Genomic DNA, 25,954 nt, shown 5'->3' on the forward strand with positions numbered 1-25,954 from the left:
CTCCTTACGATCCGGTCGGTTCGTCGAGGGCGGCGAGCAGGGCGGCCATGTGCGCCTCGGAGCGCGTCATGCCGGTCGTCGAGGTGGGCGTGCCGCCGGGCAGGGCGTAGAGGTTGGGGCGTCCGGCGGTGGGGGTGCGCTCGCGGGCGATCCAGGCGCGCCAGTCGGCAGCCCAGGCTGCAGCGGTGCGGGGATCCCAGGTGGCCCGATAGGTGCGCCACTTCTCGTCGGCGGTGTGCAGGGCGTGCTCGCCGAGTCGGTCGAGGTGGCCGTGGTCCTGCAGCCAGGCCCGGGCGTCGTCGTCGATCTGCCAGTCGGTGGCGGGGATGAGCGGGGCAGAGCTACTGCTGTTACTACCGTTCACCTTCGGTTCTCTTCTGTTCTGGGAGTCGGAATCCGCACCCCCTGAGGGTCTGAATCCGACCCCCCTGGGGGTCGCATTCCGTACCGGGGGATCAGATTCCGGCCCCCCGTCGAAGGCGTCCGCAGGGTCGGATTCCGGTCCCCCAGGGGTCGGATTCCGACCCCCCGGGAGGGTCAGATCCTGATCCCCCTCGGCAGCCTGTTCGGCGAGGAACCGGGCAGCGTCCGGCAGGCGGTAATACGTCTCTCCCCGTGGCCCCTTGCGTCCAGGCAGCGGGACAAGCTCCCCGCCGGCGATCAGCTTGGCCAGTGCGTCACGCACCGCGGTGCGGGAGGCGTTCGCGCGCTTCATGAGGGTGGGCACGGATGCGTACGCGATGCAGCGCCGGTCGATGCACCGGTCGGCGATCAGAGCGAGGACCAGGCGGGCGGTGCCTTTGCTGTGGCTGTGGTTCCACACCCATTCGCGGGCGTCGTGGCTCATGAGGCGGCGGCTCCTAGGTGAGGGCGGGGAGGTGCGGGCGGCCCTCGACGGGCGGTGCGCAGGAAGGGGGGTGGCACACAACCCCGGCCCGAAGGGGCGGAGGTGGGCTGGTGGCGTCGTATGGCCAAGACAGCCACATCCATGCCGCACAAGTCCAGCATTCCGCCGAGAAATCAGACAGCTGACGGCGAACGCTTACGGCGAGCGAGGGACCAAAACCATAAACCCGAATCGCCGGTTGCCGAAATAATGCCCCGTCAGATGAAGCCGGAAGCATCACATCGAGAACCCGTTGACTCCCGCTGCGAGCGCAAGCTACAACACAACATCCCACGTCAGAGCATGTTTATAGGCTGGCGAAGATACCGCCAACCGGATGCTCGAAACCCAGCCCGCAGGTAAGTCCCGGCCGCTGCGCCGGGCGCAACATAGCCGACGATCGCCGGTTAACCAAACCGGCGATTGGAAGCTACAAATGGAGCTATGGCAGCACGATCCCTGGAAATCGGTCCGGCCGGAATACGGACCGCCCGCACCATCGAAATCCTCCGCACCGAACGCGGCCTCGCCCAGCGCGAGCTCGCCGCCCGCGCCACCGCCCTCGGCCGTCCGATGACCAACACGATGCTGTCCCGCATCGAACGCGCCCAACGCCGCTGCGACATCGACGACCTCGTCGCTCTCGCCCAGGCCCTCCAGGTCTCGCCCCTGGCACTTCTCCACGGGGTTCAAGCCGCGTAGGCCCGCCTGCCACCGGCCCGGACTACTGCCCCAAACCGCTTCCCCGAGTAAAGGACGCATCGCCCTTGCGCCGACCTGCAATACCCCCTGCCCACCCCCGCTCTCAGTGCACCGCGAAGGAGGTGATTGTGAATGGCTGACCGCCTCCTGACCGTGGCCGAGGCCGGCGAGATGCTCGGCACGGGCGAGCGCTTCGTCCGCCGCCTGATCGCCGAGCGCCGCATCCGCTACGTCAAGCTGGGCCGCCCGGTGCGCATCCCCGAGAGCGCGGTCGCCGAGTACGTCGAGGCGCGCACCGTCGAGCCGGTCCGCCGTATCCGCGCCCGCTACGGGAAGGCGGCCTGATGGCGGGACGCAAGCCACAGCGGCGGCGCGAGTTCGGCACGGTACGGCGGCTCCCCTCGGGCAGGTGGCAGGCCCGCTACATCGGTCCCGACGGCCAGCGGTACACCGCACCCGAAACGTTCGAAACCAGGTCCGACGCCCAGGACTGGCTCAACCTCGTCCGCGCCGACATCGAGCGCAACACCTGGCGCAACCCGGACGCCGGTGCGGTCAACTTCGAGAAGTACGCCCTGCGTTGGATGGAGGAGCGCGGCCTGGCCGCGACCACGGTCGACCGGTACGGAGGTCTGCTGCGCGGGCACATCCTGCCGACATTTGGTGGCAAGGACCTGGACGAGATCACCCCGCCCTCCGTCCGCACGTGGCGAGCCGAGCGCCTGAAGGCGACCGGTCCCACCACGGTCGCCAAGTCGTACCGCTTGCTAAAGGGCATCCTGCAGACGGCGGTCGACGACGACCTCCTGCGTACCAACCCGTGCCGTATCAAGGGCGCCGGCAAGGAGGAGGCCGACGAGCGCCCCACCGCCACCATCGCGCAGGTCTTCGACCTCGCCGACGCAATGGGCCCGCGCTGGCGCCTGATGGTCCTGCTCGGCGCCTTCGCCTCCCTCCGCCCGGAGGAGCTGGCCGAACTGCGCCGCCATAGTGTCGATCTCGACGAATGCTCCCTGCGGATCACGCAGGCGTCCCCGGAGCTGACGAATGGACGACGCGTCACAGGTGACCCCAAGTCCCGCGCGGGCAAACGCACCGTGTACCTGCCCGACTTCCTGCTCCCCGAGCTCCGCCGCCACCTCCAGTGGTTCGCCGAGAAGGAAGGGGACGGCCTGATCTTCGTCGGCGAGAAGGGCGCCCCATTTCGCCGCTCGACCTTCGGCCGCAAGTGGCGCAAGGCTCGCACCAAGGTCGGCATGCCGGACAACTTCCGCTTCTACGACCTCCGCCACACCGGCAACACCCTCGCCGCCGACACCGGCGCCAAGCTGAAGGACCTCATGGTCCGCGCCGGCCAGTCCTCGGAACGGGCCCAGCTGATCTACCAGCACTCGACGGCGAAGCACCAGCGCAGACTGGCCCATGCCATCGACGCCGAGGTACGGCAGCAGCTGCGAAAGCCGGACGCTGAGGGACGGCACGCCGAGGAAGCGTGACAACCCACGGCTGTACGGATCTCGGTCGGAGAGCTCTTGGCCGGGGTCCGTACGGCAGTAGCCGTGCCGTGACAGCCTCTGCAGCACCGTGCGCCCCTCGTGCCCCCTTGAGGGTTGGCCTCGATTGAGATCAGCTTTCCTTGTATGACTGACAGGGGAGTTGAGGCCGGCCTTGGTCGGCCCTTCTGGAGGGGGAGCGATGGCGGTCAAGGTTCTTCCCGCGTCGCCTGCGCAGGTCGAGTTGATCTACAAGACCGTGGCGCTGGGCGATCGCTACACAAAGACGCTGGGGCTACTGACGCCTCCCGCGTATCGACAGGCGGCTGAGAACGGAGGGCTTCTGGTCGCCGTCGAAGCGGACGAGGTGATCGGCTACGCGCTGTTCGGGCTTCCGAAGAGGAGCGCTCATATACGCCTCGCTCACCTGTGTGTGGCGGAGGAACAGCGCGGCCGGGGTATCGCCCGACTGCTGGTGGAGGCGATCAAGCAGCGGCATCCCCAACGGCTCGGCATCAAGGCCAAATGCCGACGGGACTACGAACTCAGCGACATGTGGACGAGCCTGGGGTTCGTCCCGAACGGTGAGGTGCGCGGACGCGGCCGGGATGGAGAGATCCTCGACGGATGGTGGCTGGACCTCGGGCACCCGGACCTGTTCACGGAGGTGGAGAGCGACGCGCTGCTGGTGGTGACCGTCGACCACGGTGTCTTCGCCGATCTGCGCGGACTCGCCGAAACGGCCGATGCGGAGGAGTCCCGCGCGCTGGAGGCGGGCTGGATGACGGACCTCGTCGAACTCGCGTACACGCCCCAACTGGTCCACCAGATCCGGGACGTCGGCGATACTGCCGAGCGTCAACACCAGCGGGCAGCGCTCCACGGCCTACGCCAGCTCACCCCTGCCTCCGAGGCCGTGGCCGAACGAACGGCTGAGCTGCTAAAGGCAGCCGCGGAGTCGCTTGCCGACCTTCCCGTCGACGCGACACTCCGACGCTGCCTGCACTACGTGGCCGAGACATCGTGCGCCGGCCTTCAAGTCCTGGCCACCCGGAACCCGCTCCTGTCCCGTCTCGCCGACGTGGCTTGGGAAGTCGCCCGTGTCCGCGTCGTATCGCCCTCCACCGTGACGCTCCACGTGGACGAGTTGCGGCAAGCCCAGGTGTATCGCCCGGCCGATCTGATGGGCACGGAGTTCCGGTCGAGCGAGGTGGCACCAGGTGCGGAGGACGAGCTGGTGGCCTTCTTCAACCAGTCGGGCGGCGACGACGGCTCGGCTTTCGCCGAGCGCCTTCGGTCGCTCACGGATGACACGGTCGCGTGGCGTCGAGAGCTGCTGAGGGACGGCCAGGGCCACCCGGTCGCCCTCTACGCATGGGCATTGGACGGTCGGACGCTGATCGTCCCCGTACTCCGAACTGCGGATCATCCGCTGGAAGAGACACTGGCCAGGCAGATTCTCTTCCTGCTAAAGCGTCAGGGGCGCGACTGCGGGGCGGAGACCATCCGTATCAGCGACCCGTATCTCCCAGCTGTGGCCAAGGCCGCCGCTGGGGACGACGGCTTCTTCGAGCACGACGGCAAGTTCGTTGCTCTCCTGGTGGACGTGTGCGGTACGGCAGCCGAGGTGGAGGCGGTGGCCGGCGGACTCGCTCGTGAGCTGACCGTGGAGGCAACTGCCTTGCACGCGCAGATGCCGGCCGAGGTGGCCGCCATGGTGGAGCGCGCCTGGTGGCCGGCGAAGGTCATCGACTCCGAGTTGCCGTCCTTCCTGCTGCCGATCAAGCCGCGCTGGTCCACCGAGCTGTTCAACGTTCCGGCCATGCTCCTGCTGCGCAGCCACGTCCTCGGCATCAGCAGGGAGCACGTCTACTACCGTTCCTCGGGGCGCCGAGGCGAAAGCGTTCCCGCCCGCCTCCTTTGGTACGTCAGCGACGGGGGCGCCCACATGGACGGTCAGATGGTGGTGGGGAGTTCGCGCCTCGACGAGGTGCTTATCGACACACCCGACGCCCTCTTCTCAAAATTCGAACATCTGGGCGTATATGGTCGGGCGGAGGTACAAGAAGCCGCTGATGCCTCCGGCCACGCCATGGCGCTGAGGTTCTCGGACACCGAGATCTTTCCCAAGCCGGTGACGCTGCGGCGATTGAGCTCGCTGGCCAGGGAGCTAGGACTACCGTGGTCGTCGAACATGCTGATCTCGCTGTCGAAGATCAGCAACGAGCTGTTTCAGGCGGTCTACAAAGAGGGGCACCGAACGACGTGAACGATCCGGAACGCGCGATGCTGCTGTCCGTCCACCCCCGCTTCGCCACCGCGATCCTGGCTGGCAGCAAGACGGTGGAGGTCCGCCGCCAACGCGTTGCCGCGCCTCCCGGAACCCCAGTCCTGCTGTACGCGACCGCGCCCACCATGGCCTTGGTGGGCATGGCGCGCATCAACTCGGTTCACGTGGCCTCCCCTAAGGAGGTCTGGTCGGCCCATTGTGCCCAGACGGGAATCACCCGACGCGAGTACGACACCTACATGAGCGGTGCCACTCAGGCGAGCGGCCTCATGCTGACGGACCCTGTTTCCTTCGATGAGCCGGTGTCGCTCAGTGCACTGCGTGCCGGTGGTACGTTCCACCCTCCGCAGAGCTACCGCTACATGAAGAGCGATGACCTGCGCCAAGTAGTCGAAGCGGGACCCGTGGTCGCATCGGCCCTGCGTGAGGTACTGGGCGATCTCGTGCCCGCGTAAGGCGAGCGGGTGGACCGCGGTACGCGATCCTCCGAAGCGATCTCCGGCCGCGATTAGGAGAAGAGCAACGTTGCCCAGGAGCTTCCGGGAACGACGCCGCCGTGGTGGGAACATGCTCCTTGCCGCCCGATCGACCCGGAAGGCCATCCGTCACGACAGTGTGCGGGCGAGGGCATGACCACCTCGCTTACCTCCGTGGGGGCCTGCTGGATGCGAGTGGCCTGGCCTGTGTAGAGATCGCTGAAGCACTCTTGGTGGTCGAGGACGACCCGTGCGGCCTGACCAGCGAGGCTGCGCTTCTCTGCGTACGCCGTTGCGATGTCCAACTGAGTGGCTGCCGAGGCGTCAATATCTCCGAGGTCGGTGGGGAAGCGGGTTCCGAGCTGCAGGGAGAGGACGCTCGGGTCTATGGAGGATACGAGGGGAATCCGTACCGCTTGTGCCTTGTCGCTCAGCGCGCGTGCCTTCGTCCGGAGCGGGCTGCATACGGCTTCGTGCTGCTCCTCTTTCCAGGAGTCCCAGGCACAGGAGCCCAAGCCAGCCAACAGCACCAGCGTGACGAACGCGAGGCCGACACCGACCATCCGCTGCTCTCGTTGGGCTTGCTGCCTTGCTCTCTCGGCTCGCGCCTCCGCCGCCGCTGCGGCTGCTTCACGCTCGGCCCGCGTGGCATGGTGGCGACAACCGCGGCCGATCTCCTGGGCGAGCTTGCACGGCGTCCCGTTCTTTGTGGGGCGCCCACACCGCCGTGCTGGTCGGCGTCTTCGAGAGTGGCTGTTCCTGGCGGACATGTCGCGCATTGTGAACCACCAACTCGCGCTCTCGGGAGCTATTGGCCTAAACTGGGGTGGTTGTGTGTTTCAGGTGCTTCTGACCGGAGCATGTACGCCAATTTCCAGGGGCGCCGCGACTGGTTGCCAGCCAAGGTGCTCCCATTCCTCTGCGACTGCGATCTACGTGGACTATGGGTCTGCGTGCCTCCGTGCTGGAGGCGAACCGGTTAGTCGTACGGCTGCCACACCGATGGAGTGTCACACCGTGTAGGCAGGGGACGTTCCAGACGCGGAGCCTCAGTAGCCGCGTCAAGTGGCTCCTGCGCAACTAGCACGTCGTCCGGGGAGCGGTCCGATAGGGCGACGATCACAGATGCACCGCGCTGCTGCGTGACGGTCATAGTGGCTCGCGGCGCGCAACCGATGTTGATCACATCGTCACGGTAGAGAACCACGACCTGGGAAATCTTCGCGCCCTGTGCCGTTGATACCGCAAGCAGAAGACGGCAGTAGAGAGTGCTGACACTCGTCGGGCCAGCCGCAGACGGCAGCTGAGAGGGCGCCCAGCCGAGAAGCACTCGGGGTGGTGTCGATAGGCGGGAAGCTGAGTGATCGGCTCAACAGGTCTTGCGGAACGGCACGTTCAGTGACCCGAGTGTTGTGGTCGCCGAGCCTGGGACGGCTAACTCGTCGACTCAGGCGGGAGGTTTTGGCGTGAGGCTTCTACCGCAGATCTGCGGTTTCGTGACAGCATCACGCTGTGACCCATCGCGAGCGGATCTCACCAAGGCCCATGTGCGAGCGGGAGGGGTGTGACGAGCAACTCCCCGGACTCCCCGGTTCGACGAGCGAGTCCTCCGCCGTGGGGAGTTCTCGTGCCGGGCGTAGGCGCCGCTTCTGCTCTGACGCCTGTCGCAAGGCAGAGCAGAGGCTGCGTCAACGCCTTCGGCAGTTGGCTCCTGGACACTCCCGCGGCCCGTGGCAACCGGCGCGCAAGCGAGTGGGCCTATCCATGGCGCAGGTCGTCCAGGCGATCGACGTTGTGGCACGGCGGATGCCGAAGGCCGGCGGACCGGCACGTGTTGGCAGTGTCGACGCCGTAATTGATCTGCGGCGAGCGGTGGATCAACTTCTAGCTGACGCGGTAGCGGCTGATCGTGCCGCAGGCGCGACATGGGATCGGATTGCCCGTTCGTTGGGCACGTCAGCTGACACGGCGAGAAGGCGTTTTGGCTAGGAATTCGGGCCGACACACAATCACTACGTCCTGCGGAAGGGCCCGCTGGTCCCCCGATGACCCTCGCGTGGTGGGCCCGTCCCGGGTGTTCTGCAACAGTCCGGCACGTGCTTGCAAGGCGTGCACCGTTGCGCAGGACTCGCCCTGTGGGTGTGGCCGGCGTTGGGCATGACTGCGCGGTGTCCTCAACGCGGGCGCACCACACAGGAGGGTTGGGCTGGTGCGCTCGCATGGGCCTGTCATGCTGCCAGCGAAATGAGTCCTACCGCTGCCAGGTTTCTCCTCCGGCAAATGGTGTGCCAAGTTTATTTTGGCGATTGAAATTATCGCCAGCTTTGTGTCGTGAGGTCCCTGGATTTGGATTTGATGGGTTGGGATTTTCGCTGCCAGGATTTGGATGAGGATCAATTTGTTCCACGCAGAGCTGTATCCTTGCCCTGTTCCACGGATTCCATCGCGTGAGCGGTGGTGTTCGGGGCAGGCGACGTAACGTCGCTCAGGCTGGTCGACATGAAGAAGGCCCCGCGCTCCCCTGTGCGAAGAGTGGGCGCGGGGCCGAGGCGTGGACTAGCTGGCAGGTCCGGTCGCTATAGGGGCGGCCGGACCTGCTGACCTGCGATTACTGCCAGATGCGCAGGGCGTAGTACAGCCCCTGAAGGGACCGCGCTGCCACCGTGACGATCTGAGCAAGCCGCTCGAGCTTCGTCCGCGCCGGCTCGGTCTTCGTTCGATTGAAGATCTTGCCGGGCACCTCATCACCCCCCAACTCGGACTGATCAGTCCGGCCGGGCCTGATCAACTCTGGGGCGGTGAGTGAGAAGACAATATCAGCGAGCAAGGCTCCAATTGAGGTTTGCGCGTGACCCTCGCAAGAAGCGGACGGCCTTCTTTCCGGAAAGCGCGGCGATGCGTCGGCGAGAGCTCTGTGCGCCGCGACGTTGCGTGATTACTTCCCGGCAGGTCTGGCCTCCGCCGAAGGGAATTGATGACTCTCGTCGTTGGCATGATCGCGACTATGAAGCTGCGGGGTCCGCGCAAGATGATCTTGGGAGGACATGCTCCTTGCCTCGCAGAGACCGCGAGCACAACGGTGCTCGGTAGACGTACCGGTCACCGGTCTGGGCTTTTCGCACCGACGCAGCGGCTGCCGAGCACGATGACGGCGGAGGCCATGGGTGGCTGGCCGGCCTCCGCCCTGCAAGGACCTGGGGCAGCATGCCCGTCACAACACCGACCCCGTGCCGCAGACGGCGGCGGCAGAGCTGCCCGACTGACCTGGGGAAGGTGACTGGCCGCCACATATGCGGGAACGGCGCGTATACGGCAGCCCTCCCCGCAGGCCGTGCACTTCGCCGTGGTGCCAATCCCCAGTGCTGGGTTCCATGGGCAGACCGCCGAGATTTCTTTGTCGGAACGCTGCTTTGCCGGGGCCGAGAGGTGAAGCTGTCCTTTGATCCGCAAGGAGCCACCTCATGACCGCTGAAGGCATCGCGTCTCACGTGCTGCGACCGGAAGCTCCTGTACCTGACAGTCTTGTACGGGTGCCCTGCACTCTTCCCGAAGTCGACATCGATCTCGTGCTGCGAACCGCACGGTTTCTGCAGACCGCCCAGGGCTCGGAAAGCCCGTCAGCCGGCGTCGATGTGGAAGCCGTGATCCCGGTGGACTGGGGAGTCGACGGGGGCCTTGTCGCTGTCCACTCGGACGGCACTGTTGCCACCCGTCTGCTGGGGGAGCATCCCCCACCGCACGTCTTGCACTCCAGCACTCAGATGCTGCTCGACCGCAGCTTCAACAGCGTCCAAGTGCCCTCTATGGAGCCAACGGCCCAGACGATCGTCAGGGGTTTCATGGAGATGGGGCGTCCGGTGCCGGACATAGTGCACGCCCTGAACGCCCGACAGGCGGCTCGTACAGGCGACACAGTCCAGCTCGATGTGTTCACCTCCGATGTGCTCGGTTTGTGGTGCGGCTGGCGGGAGGCGGTGTCCACGGCTCTCATCGGTGACTGGGCGAACCCACTCCATGCTGACGGCAGCCTCGGCTCCGCCGCGCTGAAGCGACTCAGGGATGACACCAGGATCAGCCACCGGCAGGCGACTCCAATGTGGCGCCGCAAGATCAATAGGTCACGGCTCCTGCTACTCGACACCCCACTCGGCGACGGGCTGACGCTGTACGACCTCGTGGCCGATCGCCCGGACTCCCAGCAGTTGCCGACGCTGGAGGTCGAACTTGAGGACCCCCGCCTGGCGGCTCTAATGCGCGCTCTTGATGCAGCCGAGCGCGCCGTGGCGTGGGCATGGGTAGATCCATCTGTCAGTACGTGGAGGGAAGCCGCCAGCCACGCCGACGCTGACAATCCGACAGCCGTCGGCGAGCGCGTCCGCCGCAAGGTGCGGCGCTTGGTCGCTGAAAGGGAACGTCGACGGGCATTGCAGGAGATCGTCGCAGGCGAAGCCCAGGGGTCGACCACGTGAGCGCTTTCGTGTGCGAGGTACTGCGCGCGGCCTTGCCCGAGTTCATCGGTAGCCTCGCCGCTGCCCTCGTTCTCGCCTTGGGCGCATTGGCGGCACGTAAGACGCGAAGCCGACTTGAAGATGAAGAGGGCGGGCCCCCGCAGCGCTCGCCCTGACGCTTCGCGTGCCGGGAGGCTGGGGTTGGCCAGACGCCACAGGCGGGCCACCCCCAGGACGCCGAGCAAGTCGCCCTTTGCGTAAGTGACTTGAGCGCCGTTTGCTCAGGGTGTGACTGGGATCACCGGAAATGGGTCTCGCGATTCGAGACGCCCTTGCCTTGAGGTGCCCGGGCGCGCCCCGGAGAGCGCTCCCGGTAGGCATTCGGCCCCTACTTAGGGCACGCAGAGGGCACGCCGCCCCCAAATTGGACTAGACAACAAACAAACCCCAGGCCACTGACCTGGGGTTTCATCATGGAGCGGGTGACGAGAATCGAACTCGCGCTCTCAGCTTGGGAAGCTGATGTTCTACCATTAAACTACACCCGCGAAAGACGCCGGTCAGGACCGGTGTCGGAACGCGAAATCACCTTACCTCATGTCGGGCCCCCGGTGCTGAAGCCGTGGGGCCCGAGGGTGTTTCGGGGGTGGGACGGGGCTGCGGGGCGCGGGAGTTGGGGCGTACGGTGGAGGCGGGGAAGAGGGTCCGGGCAGGATCGGAGTGCCGCCTGGAGGGTCGTCCCACCCATCCCGTAATGTGGCTTTTGTCGTCAGGCAAGCAGCAGCCGGACGCGGCTCTTGGGGAAGGGACTCTTGGACTTGATGGAGCGCACCGTCGTCCGATGTGCCGATGGGCACGTGTTCAGTACCGCTTCGTTCCCGATGCAGCAGGCCGAGCGGCTCGGCCCCGGTCGGCTCGTTCGGTGTCCACGGTGTGCCCGGCTCCGCAGTGTGGTGCCGGTGAGCCTGGAGAAGCGGTAGGAGCAGCACAAGCAATAAGAAGTAGGAAGTAGGAAGTAGTAGGAGTCAACGAGCGCAGGCGCGCGGGTCCCGTCCGATGGTGGTCGGTCCGCGCGCCTTGCGTATCCTCGGGGCGTGCTTCTCTCAGACAAGGACATCCGGGCCGAGATCGACGCCGGGCGGGTACGGATCGATCCCTACGACGAATCCATGGTGCAGCCGTCGAGCGTTGACGTACGGCTGGACCGGTACTTCCGGGTGTTCGAGAACCACCGGTACCCCCACATCGACCCGTCGATCGAGCAGGCCGATCTGACGCGGCTCGTGGAGCCGGAGGGCGACGAGCCGTTCATCCTCCACCCCGGGGAGTTCGTCCTCGCCTCGACCTACGAGGTCATCACACTGCCCGACGATCTCGCCTCCCGGCTGGAGGGCAAGTCCTCCCTCGGGCGGCTCGGGCTGGTCACCCACTCCACCGCCGGGTTCATCGACCCCGGGTTCAGCGGGCACGTGACCCTTGAGCTCTCCAACCTCGCCACGCTCCCCATCAAACTGTGGCCCGGCATGAAGATCGGGCAGCTGTGCCTGTTCCGGCTCAGCTCGCCGGCCGAGTTCCCCTACGGCAGTGAGCGGTACGGCTCCCGCTACCAGGGGCAGCGCGGCCCCACCGCCTCCCGCTCCTTCCTCAACTTCCACAGGACCCAGGTATGAGCGCCGCGGACATACGGGAGAACCTGACCTACGAGGCATTCGGCACCGCCGTCCGCGAGCTCGCGCAGACCATCGCCGACGACGGCTACGAGCCCGACATCGTGCTCTCCATCGCCCGCGGGGGAGTCTTCGTCGCCGGCGGGCTCGCCTACGCCCTCGACTGCAAGAACATCCACCTGGTGAACGTCGAGTTCTACACCGGCGTGGGCACGACCCTCGACATGCCCGTCATGCTCGCGCCCGTCCCCAACGCCATCGACTTCTCCTCCAAGAAGGTCCTCATCACCGACGACGTCGCCGACACCGGCAAGACGCTCAAGCTGGTGCGCGACTTCTGCATCGACACCGTCGCCGAGGTGCGCAGCGCCGTCATCTACGAGAAGTCCCAGTCCCTGGTGAAGTGCGAGTACGTCTGGAAGCGCACCGACGACTGGATCAACTTCCCCTGGAGTGTGCTGCCCCCCGTGCACAAGGCGGGACAGGCGCCCAAGGAGAACAGGGAAGCGGTCTGAGCCACGGGCCCGACGACGACACCGGCACGGCCGCGGCTACGCCACTTGCTCAAGGTTCAGTTCACTGCGTAGGGGCTCGGCGCGCCACATGGCCACCAGCTGGGGGTACGACGCCATGAACCGGCGTGCGTCTCCGAGCGCGGCGGTCCGGGCAGCGCCGATCGCGGTGAAGTCGAACCCGGTGTTCTGATGCCCGAGGCTGTCGAGATCGGCCCACGCCGGGTCCTCGGCGAAGACGAGCAGCAGCTCCACCGCCCAGTACTCGGGCTGGCAGTCGGGGTCGCCCAGCTCACCGGCCCCGGTCACCGCGAGCCGGCGCCGGAAGGACAGCGCCGGCTGGTCGTCGTTCCAGCTCCACCTGCCCCATTCGGCGATGAATCCGTCGCCGTCGTCCTGGGGCGGTTCGATCCCGTCGACGTCGATCTGGAGAAACTCGCCGAAGGCAGCCCAGGCGGCCGTGACATCGCGTACGGCGTCGGCCTCCATTCCGTGTCGTCCCAAGGTCTTCGCGAACGCGTCGGCGCTGGATCTCCACGGAATGGGCATGCGGGATGCTAACCCCACGCCCCCTGATCAAGAACTGGGTAAGAACCCCGCCCCCCACACCCCCCACCTACAACCTTCCACCCCAGCAGGTCGTCCAACTCGCGCCCGGTGCTGGTCAAGTGTGCCGGGGTGGAAAATCTGTCCCATTGGGGGATGTCATGAGTTCTGTCTCGGTCGGGCGTGTGGTGCGTCGCGGGGCATGTGCCGGGGTCGTGGGGGCGTTGGTGCTCGCCGGGCTCGGGAGTGGGGTCGCTTTCGGTGATGACGAGCCGCAGAGCGATCAGTTGTGGATCCAGGCGCCGTACGAGCAGACGGTCATCGTCGCTCCGGAGGGCGGGGCCGCGCAGTACCGGTCGCTGGCGCTCGGGCTGTACCACGACAACGCCGGCTTCACCGTGACAGGTGGCCGGCTGACGGTCGACGTGTCCGGGCTCGCCGGGGTCGCCGAGGTGGAATGGCCGGACAACTGCACGCCGGACGACGCCGGCACCGTAGCCGTGTGCGACACCGGAGACGTGCCGACCCGGTACAGCGCGCAGGTGCAGCTGAAGGTGCGGGCCGCGGCCGGTGCCGCCGTGGGTGCGCAGGGGGCGATCGAGTACTCCGCCACGGCCACCGGCGGGCCCGACGGCACGCTCACCGCCCCGGAGGGCTCCGCGGAGACGTCCGTCACCGTCGGATCCGGGCCCGACCTCGGCGTCAGCGCCCCGCAGGACGTCACCGGCGTCGCGCCCGGCACCGGCCTCACCGTGCCGTTCTCCGTCACCAACACCGGCAACGAGACCGCCCACGGCTTCAGCGTGCAGATGTGGGCGACGTACGGCCTCGACGTCATCACCCGCTACCCGCAGTGCACCTACACCGGGCCGGAGGACGGCGGCGAGTACACGCCCACGACCTACGTCACCTGCACCTTCGACACCGACATCGCGCCCGGCGCCACCGTGGAGCTGCCGCAGCCGCTGCAACTCGCCGTCACCGACCGCGCGCTGTTCGAGCGGTTCGACTACACCGTCCAGCCCGGCGGCGACGCCACCGACCTCGACAGCTCGGACAACGGTCGCGCCTGGCACATCGACGCCGACAACACCGCCGACTTCGCCGTGCGCGGTACGGAGGTGAGCGGCGCGGAGGGCGACACCGTCACCGCCGGTTTCCGCTTCGTCAACCGCGGCCCGGCCTGGGTCGGCAACGTCGCCTCCGGTGACCCGGTCGCCGTGATCGACTACTACCTCCCCGAGGGCACGACGGCCACCTCGGTGCCCGACACCTGCCACACCGCCGTGACCTCCGGCGACGACCCCACCATCGGCCACTACGCCTGCACCCTCCCGCTGTGGGCCAAGCCCGACCTGAAGGTCGACTTCCCCTTCCGGCTGCGCGTCGACCGGGTCGTCCCCGACGCGACCGGCAGCGTCACCGTCCACCCCCACTCCGACCGGTCCACCACCTTCGACCCCAACCTCAGGAACAACACGGCCAAGGTGGTCCTCAACCCGGCCGACTGACCCCGGGACGCAGGCAGAAAAAGGGCTCCCGGCGACACCATCGCCGGGAGCCCTTCACCGTCGTAGCGGGAAAGTCCTCGTAACCCCTAGAACGTGCCCAGCTTCACGATCGACAGCAGCGCGATCAGCTGGATCGCCGACGCGCCCAGCGCCTTCGGCCAGGGCAGGTCGTGGGACTTGGACACCATGAGGGTGAGCAGGGCGCCGGCCACCACCCAGGTGGCCCAGCCGAGGATCTGGACGAAGGGCGCGTCGCCGCCGAGGAACATGGCGAAGACGAGGCGGGGGGCGTCCGTGAGGGACATGATCAGCATGGAGAGGCCGACCGTGGGCTGCCAGGCGCCGTCACCGCCGAGCTGGCGGGCCAGGCTGTGGGTGACCACGCCCAGGACGAAGGACGACAGCACCATCGCCACCGCGGTGACCAGGACGATCGGGACCGCGTTCGACAGGGTCGCGTTGATCGCGTCCTCGCGGGCGCCGTCGAAGCCGAAGACCGCGAGCAGGCCGTAGAGGAAGGACACGACGAGGGCCGGGCCCCACATCGTGTAGTCGCGCATCTGGAGGAAGGTCTGGTTGGGGGACAGGAAGATGCCCCGCAGCAGTTGCTTCCAGTGCAGGCGCGGGCCGATCGGGCCGGCCGGGGCCGAGCCCGCCTGGTAGGTCGCGCCCTGGGTGTACGGGTCCTCACCGACCGAGAACGCCTGTGTGTGGCCGGGGTTGTTGGCCGCGTACGGGTCCGGGCCGCCCTGCGGGGCGTGGTGCGAGGGATGGTCGCCGAAGTACTCCGGCTCGCCGTGCCCGCCCTGGGGCGCCTGTCCGCCGTAGCCGCCGGGCCCCGGGTGACCGCCGTTCGTCTGCGGCCACGGACTGCCGCCGCCGCGGCCGTACGACGGCTGCTGTTGCGGGTACGGCTGAGGCGCCGCCGGCGGGTAGCCGTACGACGGCCCCTGCGGCGCCTGCTGTCCGTGCGGGGGTTGTTGCGGTCGCGCTTGCGGGGCGCGGTTGTCCCGGCCGCCGCGTCCGATCCTGAATCCAGCCACGTCTTCGAACGTACCTGGTCCCGGAGAATGACGTGCCGGGCCCGGTGGATCGGGCCCGCCTTTGCGGCCGAGCTGTGACATCCGTTGCCGAGACCGTAATCAGGTCTCAGCATCCCGGGCATTTCGGCCCGGAAGGTCCGTCACATCACCAAAGCGTGAGGGCCTCGGCTTGAGTACGGTCTCTCGCTTCCGTCTGCCGCTGGTGCGGCAGGTTGCGCCACCTGCCCGCACCGCGCTCGCCTTGCGGCGGGTGCGGGTGACACGGGTCTTCTGGTCGGCTCCACGAGGCTTCGACACCACCGGGGCGGTGTCCTGGCCTCCGGCCACTCCGGTACCAGTTACTGCGGCTGCCGCGAGCGCGGCGAGGTTGAGTGCGGCGTTGTCGTCCCGGTCCAGAACCAGGCCGCAGGCGTCGCATTCGTAGGTCCGGACGTGCAGCGGCAGCTTGGCTTTCACCGCGCCGCACCCGGAACAGGTCTTGGAGGAGGGGTACCAGCGGTCCGCCACCACGATACGGGTGGCGTGGCGCCGACTGGTCTTGTAGGCGAGCTGGCGGCGGATCTCGCCGAATCCGGCATCGGCGATGCGGCGGGCCAGGCGCCGGTTCTTGAGCATCCCGGCGACGTTCAGGTCTTCGACCACGACTGTGCCGTACTCGGCTGCCACCTTCGTGGTCAGCTTGTGCAGGGCATCGGCGCGGAGGTTCGCCACCCGGTGATGCATCTTGTTGCGGGCGGCGTTGGCCTTCTCCCACCGCTTCGACGGCTTCTGTCCGGTGCGCCGGTCGGGGCCTTGTCGGCGGGAGACGGTGCGGGAGGCGCGGCGCAGCTGCTTGCCTGCCCGTTCGTAGTGCCCGGGGTTGGGGACGGTGCGGATCTCACCCGTACTGTCGGCCATCACCGCGAGGGTCTTCACACCGAGGTCGATACCGACCGCCGCGTCCGGGCGCGCCACCGGTTCGAGGTCGCGTTTGACCTCGGTCTGGAAGGAGACGAACCAGCGTCCGCGTTCGTGCCGGACGGTCGCGGACAGGATGCGGGCGGTCCCGGCCTTGACGCGGACGAGGAGGCCGCTGGGGGGCTCATGGACGCGGATCGTCCCGAGCCGGGGCAGCGTGACGTGTCGGCCGTCGGTGTCGACGCGGATCGTGCCGGTCGTGAACCGGCATGTGAGGCGCGCTTTCCGCTTCGACTTGAACCGGGGCGTGCCCATCCGCTTGCCGTGCCGCTTGCTCTGCTTGGACTTGGCGTAGTTGTCGAACGCGGACGACGCATTCGCCAGGCCGGTGGAGTACGCCTCCTTGGAGTTCTCCTCCCACCAGGCGGCGAACCTCAAATCGGTCGTCTTGGCCTGGTTGAACGCCTTCCGCAGCGACGGCAGCGACCACGGCCGCCACTCGGTCAGCTCCGCCTCGGCGATGCCGTACGTTTCCTCGGCCTTGCGCTGCCACCAGGAGGCGGTAACCCAGCCGACAGCCCAGTTGTACGCGGCACGCGCGGCACCGCAGTGCGAGCGCAGCGCGTGCTCCTGGGTGGCGTTCGGGTCCAGGGCGAACCGGTACGCCTGCACGACGAACCCGGGCTGCGGCTGGAACTTCTTCACTCGGCGGCCTCGCCGGTCGCTACCGCGACCGCGCGGGCGGCCCGGTTCTCCGCCGCCCGCCGTCCGTACAGGCGGGCACACATCGAGGTCAGTACCTCGGTGATGTCCCGCACCAGGACATCGGCGGTCTCGGTGGGGTCGAGGACGACCAGGCGCCGCCCGGATGCGATCAGGACGGCTTCGAGGTGTTCGACGCCGAACAGGGCCAGCCGGTCGCGGTGCTCAACCACGATCACCGCCGCCTGCGGGTCGGACAGCAGGCGGTGCAGCTTGCGGCGCCGCCCGTTCAGCCCTGAATCCACTTCGGTGACGACCTCGGCAACGGCCAGGCCCAGCCTGTTCGCGCCGGACACGACCCGGGCGGCCTGCCGGTCAAGGTCACTCTTCTGTTCAGCGGACGACACGCGGCAGTACGCCACGACACGCCCGTGTGACTGGACGGCGGCCTCGTCGACCAGCCACGTCCCGGACGGCGCCTGGCGAACGGGGACGGGCATCTTCCCGTCCTTCACCCACCGCCAGGCGGTCTGGTAGCTCACGCCCTGCTGACGCGCCCACTCCGAAAGCTTCACGAGGCCACGCTAATCGAGATATGTGACTAGAAGTGACTATGAATGACCAGAAAATCTGTAGCAGCTTTCACCCATTCGCGTGCTTCGTGACAGGCGCCATCGGCGGGACGACGGTCCGGTGTCTGCCCGCCGACCAGCAGGTCCGCTTCCACCAGGGCTACGAGCCGTCCGAGCGCGACCGGCACGACATGGCCCAACTCCGCCGGGCCTTCGGGATCGCCACACACTTCTGAACGCCGACGCCCCTGCCCGGGAACGCCGACGCCCCTGCCCGGGAACGCCGACGCCCCTGCCCGGGAACGCCGACGCCCCCTGCCCGGGAAGGACAGGGGGCGTCTCAACGCGCTTACAGCGGCGGCTACTTCACCGGCTGCGGCTCCGGCTGGCTCTCCGCCTCCGTCGAGCCCGCCGGGGGCTCGTCGTCGTCCGAGGCCGGGGTCTTGACCGACTCCAGGAGCAGCTGGGCGACGTCGACGACCTGGATCGACTCCTTCGCCTTGCCCTCGTTCTTTTTGCCGTTGACCGAGTCGGTGAGCATGACCAGGCAGAACGGGCAGGCCGTGGACACGATGTCGGGGTTGACCGAGAGGGCTTCATCGACGCGCTCGTTGTTGATGCGCTTGCCGATCCGCTCCTCCATCCACATCCGCGCACCACCGGCGCCGCAGCAGAAGCCGCGCTCCTTGTGGCGGTGCATCTCCTGCTGACGCAGGCCCGGGACGGCCGTCATGATCTCGCGCGGGGGCGTGTAGATCTTGTTGTGGCGGCCCAGGTAGCAGGGGTCGTGGTAGGTGATGATGCCCTCGACCGGGGTCACCGGGACGAGCTTGCCCTCGTCCACCAGGTGCTGGAGCAGCTGGGTGTGGTGGATGACCTCGTAGTCGCCGCCGAGCTGCGGGTATTCGTTGTCGAGGGTGTTGAGGCAGTGCGGGCAGGTGGCGACGATCTTCTTGGCCGACTTGGGCTTCGCCGACTCGGGGACGACCTTGCCCTCGTCGTCCGTCTCCTCGCCGAACGCCATGTTCAGCGCCATGACGTTCTCCATGCCGAGCTCCTGGAACAGGGGCTCGTTGCCGAGGCGGCGCGCGGAGTCACCGGTGCACTTCTCGTCGCCGCCCATGATCGCGAACTTGACGCCCGCCATGTGGAGGAGTTCCGCGAAGGCCTTGGTGGTCTTCTTGGCGCGGTCCTCCAGGGCGCCGGCGCAGCCGACCCAGTACAGGTACTCGACCTCGGAGAGGTCCTCGATGTCCTTGCCGACGACCGGGACCTCGAAGTCGACCTCCTTGAGCCACTCCAGGCGCTGCTTCTTCGCCAGGCCCCAGGGGTTGCCCTTCTTCTCCAGGTTCTTGAGCATCGTGCCCGCCTCGGACGGGAACGCGGACTCGATCATCACCTGGTAGCGGCGCATGTCGACGATGTGGTCGACGTGCTCGATGTCCACCGGGCACTGCTCGACGCAGGCGCCGCAGGTGGTGCAGGACCACAGGACGTCCGGGTCGATGACGCCGTTCTCCTCGGCGGTGCCGATGAGGGGGCGCTCGGCCTCGGCGAGAGCCGCCGCGGGCACCGAGGCGAGCTGCTCCTCCGATGCCTTCTCCTCGCCCTCCATGGTCTTGCCGCCGCCCGCCAGCAGGTAGGGCGCCTTGGCGTGTGCGTGGTCGCGCAGCGACATGATCAGGAGCTTGGGGGAGAGGGGCTTGCCCGTGTTCCAGGCGGGGCACTGCGACTGGCAGCGTCCGCACTCGGTGCAGGTGGAGAAGTCCAGCAGGCCCTTCCAGGAGAACTGCTCGACCTGGGAGACACCGAAGACGTCGTCGTCGCCCGGGTCGGTGAAGTCGATCGGCTCGCCGCCCGAGGTCATCGGCTGGAGGCCGCCGAGGGCGGTCCCACCGGTGGCGTCGCGCTTGAACCAGATGTTCGGGAAGGCCAGGAAGCGGTGCCAGGCCACACCCATGTTGGTGTTGAGCGAGACCGTGATCATCCAGATCATGGTGGTGCCCAGCTTGACCATGGCGGTCAGGTAGATCAGGTTCTGGAGCGCGCCGACGCTCAGCCCCTTGAAGGCCAGGACCAGCGGGTACGAGGCGAAGTACGCGGCCTCGTAGTGCTCCACGTGGTGGATGGCGCCTTCCAGGCCGCGCAGCACGTAGATGGCGAGGCCGATGGTGAGGATGACGTACTCGACGAAGTACGCCTGACCCATCTTGGAGCCGGCGAAGCGGGACTTGCGGCCGGGCCGCGAGGGCAGGTTCAGCAGCCGGATGACCATCAGGACCGCGATGCCGACGGTCGTCATCGCCGCGATGAACTCGATGTACAGCTCGTACGGCAGGAAGCCGCCGATCACCGGGAGCGTCCAGTCGGCCTGGAAGAGCTGGCCGTAGGCGGTGATGATGGTCGGCGGCAGCGTCAGGAAGCCGATCGCCACGAACCAGTGGGCGAAGCCGACGATGCCCCACCTGTTCATCCGGGTGTGACCGAGGAACTCACGCACCAGCGTCACGCTGCGCGCGTAGGGGTTGTCGGTCCGGGCGCCGGCGGGCAGCGGCTGGCCCAGTTTGAAGTACCGGACGAACTGGCCGATGGCGCGTGCCAGCAGCGCCACGCCGACCACGGTCAGTACCAGCGACACGATGATCGCGGCGAGTTGCATTTCGGGGCTCCTCGGGCCTGCGAGGGGTTTCGGGGGGACCCACCTGGGGTTCCCCGAGATTACTAAGCGGTAACTTATGCAGTCCGTCTGAGACTACCCCCATCTTCCGCCGCACTGTAGCCGGGTGTGGGGTGATCTGAATCGCTGAGGGTTACCTTAAAACCCGATCGTGTTATTCGTGTCTAATTGGTACAAACGGCGCTAACTTAGGCCCGTGCTCTACGGGATCGCCGCCGCCACCTCCGCCCTGTTCCTCGCCGCCGTCCTCGCAGCACTCCTGCGATCGCCCGCCCTGCGTCTGGGCCTCGTCGACCGGCGGTGGCGACGGCCGGTGCCCCTGTCCGGCGGTGTGGCCGTCGTGCTCGCCGTCGGCGCGGTGGCCGGTGCCGGGCAGTGGACGGGGGTCGCCCTCCTCGGGGACGGAACCGGACGGCTGCTTGCCGGCGCGGCGACCGTCGCCGTCCTCGGCTTCGTCGCGGACGTACGGCGGGTCAAAACGCGCTTCCTTGTCGGGGGTACGGCCCTGGCGGCGGCCTGTGTCGTCCCGTACGCCCGGACGGGGGTGGCCGCGGGGCTGCTCGCCGTCGGCTGGATCGTCTTCGTCACCCTCGGCTTCAGGGCGCTGGACCACGCCGACGGGCTCGCCGGGACCGTCGGGGTCGTCACCGCCTTCGGGGTGGGGATCTGCGCGGCGGCCGAGGCGATGCACGGGCTCGCCGTGCTGCTGAGTGTGGTCGCCGCCGCGCTGACCGGGTTCCTGACGCACAACCGGCCTCCCGCGCGCGTGGGGCTCGGCGCGTGCGGGGCGCTGTTTACGGGGTTCGTGCTCGCGGCGGCGGCTGTGACGACCCGGGCCGGGCAGGAACTCGGCTCCGGCGCGGGGGTGTTGTTCGCGCTGACGGTGATCGTGGCCGCCGACGTCCTCCTCGTCGTCCTCGCCCGGCGGCCCCTGCTGCGGGGCGGCCCCGACCATCTCGCGCACCGGCTCAGACGGCTCGGGCTCACCGCGCGCGGGGCGACCGTCGTGCTGGGTGTCGGGGCGCTCTCCGGGGTACTCGTCGCGGTCCTCGTGCATCTGGGCCGGGTCGCCGGATCCGGCGTGCTCTGGGTGGCGGCGGGAGCCCTGATCGTCGTACTCGCACTGCTCCGTATTAAGCCCCACGGCCCTCGGCGGTCCATGAACACCCAGGTCAGAGCCCAGTTGCGTGTAAGGAACGGATAAGAGTTGAGTCTGTACGACTCAGGTCTGTTGACCCATGGGCGGGTGTCGTGCACACTTGAGTCCGTTCCACTCAAGTCAGCTGGAGGAAATCACCATGGCACGTGCGGTCGGCATCGACCTGGGCACGACTAATTCCGTCGTCAGCGTTCTGGAGGGCGGCGAGCCCACCGTCATCACCAACGCCGAGGGCGCCAGGACCACGCCGTCCGTCGTCGCCTTCGCCAAGAACGGCGAGGTGCTGGTCGGCGAGGTGGCCAAGCGCCAGGCGGTCACGAACGTGGACCGGACCATCCGCTCCGTCAAGCGCCACATGGGCACGGACTGGAAGATCGAGCTCGACGGGAAGCCCTTCAACCCGCAGCAGATCTCCGCGTTCATCCTCCAGAAGCTGAAGCGGGACGCCGAGTCCTACCTGGGCGAGAAGGTGACCGACGCGGTCATCACCGTCCCGGCGTACTTCAACGACTCCGAGCGCCAGGCGACGAAGGAGGCCGGCGAGATCGCCGGTCTGAACGTCCTGCGCATCGTCAACGAGCCCACCGCGGCCGCCCTGGCGTACGGCCTCGACAAGGACGACCAGACGATCCTCGTCTTCGACCTCGGTGGCGGCACCTTCGACGTGTCCCTGCTGGAGATCGGCGACGGTGTCGTTGAGGTGAAGGCCACCAACGGTGACAACCACCTCGGTGGTGACGACTGGGACCAGCGCGTCGTCGACTACCTGGTCCAGCAGTTCCAGTCCGGCCACGGCGTGGACCTCGGCAAGGACAAGATGGCGCTCCAGCGCCTGCGCGAGGCCGCCGAGAAGGCCAAGATCGAGCTGTCCTCCTCCACCGAGACCTCGATCAACCTGCCCTACATCACGGCCTCCGCCGAGGGCCCGCTGCACCTGGACGAGAAGCTCACCCGCGCCCAGTTCCAGCAGCTGACCGCGGACCTGCTGGAGCGCTGCAAGACGCCGTTCCACAACGTCATCAAGGACGCCGGGATCGCCCTCTCCGAGATCGACCACGTCGTTCTCGTCGGTGGCTCCACCCGTATGCCGGCCGTCGCCGAGCTCGTCAAGGAGCTGACCGGTGGCAACGAGGCCAACAAGGGCGTGAACCCGGACGAGGTCGTCGCCATCGGCGCCGTCCTCCAGGCCGGTGTCCTCAAGGGCGAGGTCAAGGACGTCCTGCTCCTCGACGTCACCCCGCTGTCCCTCGGTATCGAGACCAAGGGCGGCATCATGACCAAGCTCATCGAGCGGAACACGACGATCCCGACCAAGCGGTCCGAGATCTTCACCACCGCCGAGGACAACCAGCCCTCCGTGCAGATCCAGGTCTACCAGGGCGAGCGCGAGATCGCGGCGTACAACAAGAAGCTCGGAATGTTCGAGCTCACGGGCCTTCCGCCGGCCCCGCGCGGCGTCCCGCAGATCGAGGTCGCCTTCGACATCGACGCCAACGGCATCATGCACGTGACCGCGAAGGACCTCGGCACGGGCAAGGAGCAGAAGATGACCGTCACCGGCGGCTCCTCGCTGCCGAAGGACGAGGTCGACCGCATGCGCCAGGAGGCCGAGCAGTACGCGGAGGAGGACCACAAGCGCCGCGAGGCCGCCGAGACCCGCAACCAGGGCGAGCAGCTCGTCTACCAGACGGAGAAGTTCCTCAAGGACAACGAGGACAAGGTCCCCGGCGACATCAAGACCGAGGTCGAGGCCTCCGTCGAGGAGCTGAAGGCCGCGCTCAAGGGCGAGGACACCGCGGAGATCCGTACCGCCACCGAGAAGGTCGCGGCGGTCTCGCAGAAGCTCGGCCAGGCCATGTACGCCGACGCGCAGGGCGCGCAGGCCGCGGGCGGCGCCTCCGAGGGCGCCGAGGCCGGTGACGCCAAGGCCGACGACGACGTCGTGGACGCCGAGATCGTGGACGACGAGCGCAAGGACGGTGCCGCGTGACGGAGGAGACCCCGGGCTTCGACGAGAAGCCCGACGTCCCCTCCGGCGCCACCCCCGACGACGCCGAGCCGCAGGCCGCCGCCTCCCCCGAGGAGGGGGCGGCCCCGGCCGGGGACGCTAACGCCCAGATCGCCGGCCTGACGGCCCAGCTGGACCAGACGCGCAAGGCGCTCGAAGAGCGCACCGCGGACCTCCAGCGGCTCCAGGCCGAGTTCCAGAACTACCGCCGCCGGGTCGAGCGGGACCGGATCACGGTCAAGGAGATCGCCATCGCGAACCTCCTCACCGAGCTCCTGCCCGTGCTCGACGACATCGGCCGCGCCCGGGAACACGGTGAACTCCTCGGCGGCTTCAAGTCCGTCGCGGAGTCGCTGGAGACCGTGGCGGCGAAGATGGGACTCCAGCAGTTCGGCAAGGAGGGCGAGCCCTTCGACCCGACCATCCACGAGGCCCTGATGCACAGCTACGCGCCCGACGTCACCGAGACGACGTGCGTGGCGATTCTCCAGCCCGGGTATCGCTTCGGCGAGCGCACCATCCGCCCCGCGCGGGTGGCGGTGGCCGAACCCCAGCCGGGGGCGCAGACGGTCAAGGCCGAGGGGACCGACGAGGCCCCGGCGGCCGGCGACGACAAGGAGAGCGGTGGCCCGGACGAGGGCTGAGCTTGAACCGATGAGAGAGGAGGGACGTCGAGGATGAGCACCAAGGACTTCATCGAGAAGGACTACTACAAGGTCCTCGGCGTCCCCAAGGACGCCACCGAGGCCGAGATCAAGAAGGCGTACCGGAAGCTCGCCCGCGAGTACCACCCGGACGCCAACAAGGGCAACGCCAAGGCCGAGGAGCGCTTCAAGGAGATCTCCGAGGCGAACGACATCCTCGGCGACCCCAAGAAGCGCAAGGAGTACGACGAGGCGCGCGCCCTCTTCGGAAGCGGTGGCTTCCGTCCCGGGCCGGGCGCGAGCGGCGGTTCCTTCAACTTCGACCTGGGCGACCTCTTCGGAGGCGGCCCTCAGGGCGGCCAGGCCGGCGGCGGCTTCGGCGGCGGTCTCGGTGACGTCTTCGGGGGCCTGTTCAACCGGGGCGGCACGGGCACCACCCGTACCCAGCCCCGTCGCGGCCAGGACATCGACACCGAGGTCAACCTCAGCTTCACCGAGGCGATCGAGGGGGCGACGGTCCCGCTGCGGATGTCCTCGCAGCAGCCCTGCAAGGCCTGCTCCGGCACCGGCGACAAGAACGGCAACCCACGGGTCTGCTCGACCTGCGTCGGCACGGGCCAGGTGGCCAGGGGCTCGGGCGGCGGCTTCTCGCTCACCGACCCCTGCCCGGACTGCAAGGGCCGCGGTCTGATCGCCGAGGAGGCCTGCGAGATCTGCCACGGCAGCGGACGCGCCAAGTCGTCGCGGACCATGCAGGTCCGTATCCCCGCCGGGGTCAACGACGGGCAGCGCATCCGGCTGCGCGGCAAGGGAGCGCCGGGCGAGCGCGGCGGCCCGGCCGGCGACCTGTACGTCACCGTGCATGTCGACGCCCACCCGGTGTTCGGCCGCAAGGACGACAACCTCACGGTGACCGTCCCGGTGACCTTCAGCGAGGCGGCCCTCGGCGGCGAGGTGCGGGTCCCGACCCTGGGCGGCCCCCCGGTGACGCTCAAGCTGCCGCCGGGCACGCCCAACGGCCGCACCATGCGCGCCCGAGGCAAGGGCGCGGTCCGCAAGGACGGCACCCGCGGCGATCTCCTGGTCACCGTCGAGGTGAGTGTTCCGGCGGACCTGACGGGGAAGGCTCGTGACGCACTGGAGGCGTATCGCGAGGCGACCGCGGGCGAGGACCCGCGGGCGGAGCTGTTCCAGGCCGCGAAGGGAGCATGAGTGAGATGGACGGTCGTCGACGCAACCCGTATGAGCTGACCGAGGAGACCCCGGTCTACGTCATCTCGGTGGCTGCCCAGCTCTCCGGCCTGCATCCGCAGACCCTGCGCCAGTACGACCGTCTGGGTCTGGTCTCCCCCGACCGCACCGCCGGCCGGGGCCGCCGCTACTCGGCCCGCGACATCGAACTACTGCGTACCGTCCAGCAGTTGTCGCAGGACGAGGGCATCAACCTGGCCGGCATCAAGCGGATCATCGAGCTGGAGAACCAGGTCGCCGCGCTCCAGCAGCGCGTCGCCGAACTCCAGTCGGCGGTCGACGGCGCCGCGGCCGCCATGCAGCAGCGCGAAGCGGCGGTACACGCCTCGTACCGCCGCGACCTGGTCCCGTACCAGGAGGTCCAGCAGACCAGCGCGCTGGTGGTGTGGCGGCCGAAGAAGGCCAAGGACTAGGCGGACAGGTGTGACGAAGGGGTCCGGAGATTGCTCCGGGCCCCTTCGCTTACGTCA

At 68.0% G+C, this 25,954-nt stretch carries 21 protein-coding genes, 1 tRNA gene and 1 pseudogene; 15 read left to right on the forward strand and 8 right to left on the reverse strand.

The window, feature by feature from the left end:
• Positions 1-4 precede the first annotated feature (4 nt).
• Positions 5-847, reverse strand: coding sequence for a DNA-binding protein (locus SLINC_RS24235; protein ID WP_067436916.1), 843 nt, complete (start codon positions 845-847; stop codon positions 5-7).
• 483 nt (positions 848-1,330) lie between these two features.
• On the opposite strand from SLINC_RS24235, the gene SLINC_RS24240 reads away from it, so the two are divergent.
• From SLINC_RS24240 to SLINC_RS24260, 5 genes are all read left to right on the forward strand, one after another.
• Positions 1,331-1,588, forward strand: a complete 258-nt coding sequence (locus SLINC_RS24240) for a helix-turn-helix domain-containing protein (RefSeq protein WP_067436919.1) — start codon at positions 1,331-1,333, stop codon at positions 1,586-1,588.
• Positions 1,589-1,720: 132 nt separating this feature from the next.
• Positions 1,721-1,933: a helix-turn-helix domain-containing protein gene (locus SLINC_RS24245; RefSeq protein WP_067436922.1), complete on the forward strand. Its 213-nt coding sequence runs from the start codon at positions 1,721-1,723 to the stop codon at positions 1,931-1,933.
• Complete coding sequence (locus tag SLINC_RS24250) at positions 1,933-3,084, forward strand: tyrosine-type recombinase/integrase (protein WP_067436925.1); 1,152 nt, start codon at positions 1,933-1,935, stop codon at positions 3,082-3,084. Before SLINC_RS24245 ends, SLINC_RS24250 begins: the two co-directional genes overlap by 1 nt.
• Before the next feature lie 199 nt (positions 3,085-3,283).
• Positions 3,284-5,350, forward strand: a complete 2,067-nt coding sequence (locus SLINC_RS24255) for a GNAT family N-acetyltransferase (RefSeq protein WP_067436928.1) — start codon at positions 3,284-3,286, stop codon at positions 5,348-5,350.
• Positions 5,347-5,826: an ASCH domain-containing protein gene (locus SLINC_RS24260; RefSeq protein ID WP_225988373.1), complete on the forward strand. Its 480-nt coding sequence runs from the start codon at positions 5,347-5,349 to the stop codon at positions 5,824-5,826. The genes SLINC_RS24255 and SLINC_RS24260 overlap by 4 nt, the downstream gene beginning before the upstream one ends.
• A gap of 2,629 nt (positions 5,827-8,455) precedes the next feature.
• On the opposite strand, the gene SLINC_RS50060 is transcribed toward SLINC_RS24260, so the two are convergent.
• Complete coding sequence (locus SLINC_RS50060; protein ID WP_257785187.1) at positions 8,456-8,587, reverse strand: hypothetical protein; 132 nt, start codon at positions 8,585-8,587, stop codon at positions 8,456-8,458.
• 721 nt (positions 8,588-9,308) lie between these two features.
• Here SLINC_RS50060 and SLINC_RS24275 point away from each other — a divergent pair.
• Positions 9,309-10,316, forward strand: a complete 1,008-nt coding sequence (locus SLINC_RS24275) for a hypothetical protein (protein WP_152039015.1) — start codon at positions 9,309-9,311, stop codon at positions 10,314-10,316.
• 453 nt (positions 10,317-10,769) lie between these two features.
• Here the strand turns inward: SLINC_RS24275 and SLINC_RS24280 are convergent.
• A tRNA-Gly gene (locus SLINC_RS24280) sits at positions 10,770-10,843 on the reverse strand.
• 546 nt (positions 10,844-11,389) lie between these two features.
• Here SLINC_RS24280 and dcd point away from each other — a divergent pair.
• On the forward strand, positions 11,390-11,965 hold the full coding sequence (gene dcd, locus SLINC_RS24285) for a dCTP deaminase (RefSeq protein ID WP_067436944.1): 576 nt from the start codon (positions 11,390-11,392) through the stop codon (positions 11,963-11,965).
• On the forward strand, positions 11,962-12,477 hold the full coding sequence (locus SLINC_RS24290; RefSeq protein WP_067436947.1) for a phosphoribosyltransferase: 516 nt from the start codon (positions 11,962-11,964) through the stop codon (positions 12,475-12,477). The genes dcd and SLINC_RS24290 overlap by 4 nt, the downstream gene beginning before the upstream one ends.
• Before the next feature lie 36 nt (positions 12,478-12,513).
• On the opposite strand, the gene SLINC_RS24295 is transcribed toward SLINC_RS24290, so the two are convergent.
• Complete coding sequence (locus SLINC_RS24295) at positions 12,514-12,963, reverse strand: hypothetical protein (RefSeq protein WP_067436950.1); 450 nt, start codon at positions 12,961-12,963, stop codon at positions 12,514-12,516.
• Positions 12,964-13,181: 218 nt separating this feature from the next.
• On the opposite strand from SLINC_RS24295, the gene SLINC_RS24300 reads away from it, so the two are divergent.
• The gene (locus tag SLINC_RS24300; RefSeq protein ID WP_182449183.1) at positions 13,182-14,531 is read left to right on the forward strand and encodes a COG1361 family protein; all 1,350 of its coding nucleotides are present in this window, start codon (positions 13,182-13,184) and stop codon (positions 14,529-14,531) included.
• A gap of 86 nt (positions 14,532-14,617) precedes the next feature.
• On the opposite strand, the gene SLINC_RS24305 is transcribed toward SLINC_RS24300, so the two are convergent.
• Genes SLINC_RS24305 through SLINC_RS24315 form a run of 3 tightly spaced genes read right to left on the reverse strand, consistent with a single transcriptional unit; the run spans position 14,618 to position 17,748 of the window.
• Positions 14,618-15,655: a Yip1 family protein gene (locus SLINC_RS24305; protein ID WP_067436958.1), complete on the reverse strand. Its 1,038-nt coding sequence runs from the start codon at positions 15,653-15,655 to the stop codon at positions 14,618-14,620.
• A gap of 18 nt (positions 15,656-15,673) precedes the next feature.
• A complete protein-coding gene (gene tnpB / locus SLINC_RS24310; protein ID WP_225988374.1) occupies positions 15,674-17,176 on the reverse strand; it encodes an IS607 family element RNA-guided endonuclease TnpB in 1,503 nt (500 codons plus the stop codon).
• Positions 17,173-17,748, reverse strand: coding sequence for an IS607 family transposase (locus SLINC_RS24315; RefSeq protein ID WP_067436961.1), 576 nt, complete (start codon positions 17,746-17,748; stop codon positions 17,173-17,175). Before SLINC_RS24315 ends, tnpB begins: the two co-directional genes overlap by 4 nt.
• Positions 17,749-17,816: 68 nt before the next feature.
• On the opposite strand from SLINC_RS24315, the pseudogene SLINC_RS24320 reads away from it, so the two are divergent.
• Positions 17,817-17,981: pseudogene (locus tag SLINC_RS24320) on the forward strand (nucleotidyltransferase domain-containing protein); the annotation flags it as partial.
• Between the two features lie 125 nt (positions 17,982-18,106).
• On the opposite strand, the gene SLINC_RS24325 reads toward SLINC_RS24320, so the two are convergent.
• Positions 18,107-20,404 carry a heterodisulfide reductase-related iron-sulfur binding cluster gene (locus SLINC_RS24325; RefSeq protein WP_067436967.1) on the reverse strand — a complete coding sequence of 766 codons (2,298 nt, stop codon included), beginning with the start codon at positions 20,402-20,404 and terminating at the stop codon, positions 18,107-18,109.
• Positions 20,405-20,618: 214 nt separating this feature from the next.
• On the opposite strand from SLINC_RS24325, the gene SLINC_RS24330 reads away from it, so the two are divergent.
• The 5 genes from SLINC_RS24330 (at position 20,619) to SLINC_RS24350 (ending at position 25,897) form a co-directional block, all read left to right on the forward strand.
• Positions 20,619-21,626 carry an MraY family glycosyltransferase gene (locus SLINC_RS24330; RefSeq protein WP_067436971.1) on the forward strand — a complete coding sequence of 336 codons (1,008 nt, stop codon included), beginning with the start codon at positions 20,619-20,621 and terminating at the stop codon, positions 21,624-21,626.
• A gap of 94 nt (positions 21,627-21,720) precedes the next feature.
• Positions 21,721-23,571 (forward strand): molecular chaperone DnaK, encoded by a 1,851-nt coding sequence (gene dnaK / locus SLINC_RS24335; protein WP_067436974.1) that lies wholly within the window; start codon positions 21,721-21,723, stop codon positions 23,569-23,571.
• On the forward strand, positions 23,568-24,233 hold the full coding sequence (gene grpE, locus SLINC_RS24340; protein ID WP_067436977.1) for a nucleotide exchange factor GrpE: 666 nt from the start codon (positions 23,568-23,570) through the stop codon (positions 24,231-24,233). The genes dnaK and grpE overlap by 4 nt, the downstream gene beginning before the upstream one ends.
• A 33-nt stretch (positions 24,234-24,266) precedes the next feature.
• Complete coding sequence (dnaJ, locus tag SLINC_RS24345) at positions 24,267-25,445, forward strand: molecular chaperone DnaJ (RefSeq protein WP_067436979.1); 1,179 nt, start codon at positions 24,267-24,269, stop codon at positions 25,443-25,445.
• Positions 25,446-25,450: 5 nt separating this feature from the next.
• On the forward strand, positions 25,451-25,897 hold the full coding sequence (locus SLINC_RS24350; protein ID WP_067436982.1) for a heat shock protein transcriptional repressor HspR: 447 nt from the start codon (positions 25,451-25,453) through the stop codon (positions 25,895-25,897).
• The last annotated feature ends 57 nt before the right edge of the window (positions 25,898-25,954 follow it).

The organism is Streptomyces lincolnensis (assembly GCF_001685355.1).
Taxonomy (GTDB): Bacteria; Actinomycetota; Actinomycetes; order Streptomycetales; family Streptomycetaceae; genus Streptomyces; species Streptomyces lincolnensis.

What these genes read in the sequence shown, in the direction of transcription:
- SLINC_RS24290 (WP_067436947.1), top strand. Translation starts at nt 11,962, where the DNA reads ATGAGCGCCGCGGACATACGGGAGAACCTGACCTACGAGGCATTCGGC.
- SLINC_RS24250 (WP_067436925.1), top strand. Translation starts at nt 1,933, where the DNA reads ATGGCGGGACGCAAGCCACAGCGGCGGCGCGAGTTCGGCACGGTACGG.
- dnaJ (WP_067436979.1), top strand. Translation starts at nt 24,267, where the DNA reads ATGAGCACCAAGGACTTCATCGAGAAGGACTACTACAAGGTCCTCGGC.
- SLINC_RS24350 (WP_067436982.1), top strand. Translation starts at nt 25,451, where the DNA reads ATGGACGGTCGTCGACGCAACCCGTATGAGCTGACCGAGGAGACCCCG.
- SLINC_RS24240 (WP_067436919.1), top strand. Translation starts at nt 1,331, where the DNA reads ATGGCAGCACGATCCCTGGAAATCGGTCCGGCCGGAATACGGACCGCC.
- dnaK (WP_067436974.1), top strand. Translation starts at nt 21,721, where the DNA reads ATGGCACGTGCGGTCGGCATCGACCTGGGCACGACTAATTCCGTCGTC.
- SLINC_RS24300 (WP_182449183.1), top strand. Translation starts at nt 13,182, where the DNA reads ATGAGTTCTGTCTCGGTCGGGCGTGTGGTGCGTCGCGGGGCATGTGCC.
- SLINC_RS24325 (WP_067436967.1), bottom strand. Translation starts at nt 20,404, where the DNA reads ATGCAACTCGCCGCGATCATCGTGTCGCTGGTACTGACCGTGGTCGGC.
- SLINC_RS24275 (WP_152039015.1), top strand. Translation starts at nt 9,309, where the DNA reads ATGACCGCTGAAGGCATCGCGTCTCACGTGCTGCGACCGGAAGCTCCT.
- SLINC_RS24235 (WP_067436916.1), bottom strand. Translation starts at nt 847, where the DNA reads ATGAGCCACGACGCCCGCGAATGGGTGTGGAACCACAGCCACAGCAAA.
- SLINC_RS24295 (WP_067436950.1), bottom strand. Translation starts at nt 12,963, where the DNA reads ATGGAGGCCGACGCCGTACGCGATGTCACGGCCGCCTGGGCTGCCTTC.
- SLINC_RS24255 (WP_067436928.1), top strand. Translation starts at nt 3,284, where the DNA reads ATGGCGGTCAAGGTTCTTCCCGCGTCGCCTGCGCAGGTCGAGTTGATC.
- SLINC_RS24245 (WP_067436922.1), top strand. Translation starts at nt 1,721, where the DNA reads ATGGCTGACCGCCTCCTGACCGTGGCCGAGGCCGGCGAGATGCTCGGC.
- SLINC_RS24305 (WP_067436958.1), bottom strand. Translation starts at nt 15,655, where the DNA reads ATGTCACAGCTCGGCCGCAAAGGCGGGCCCGATCCACCGGGCCCGGCA.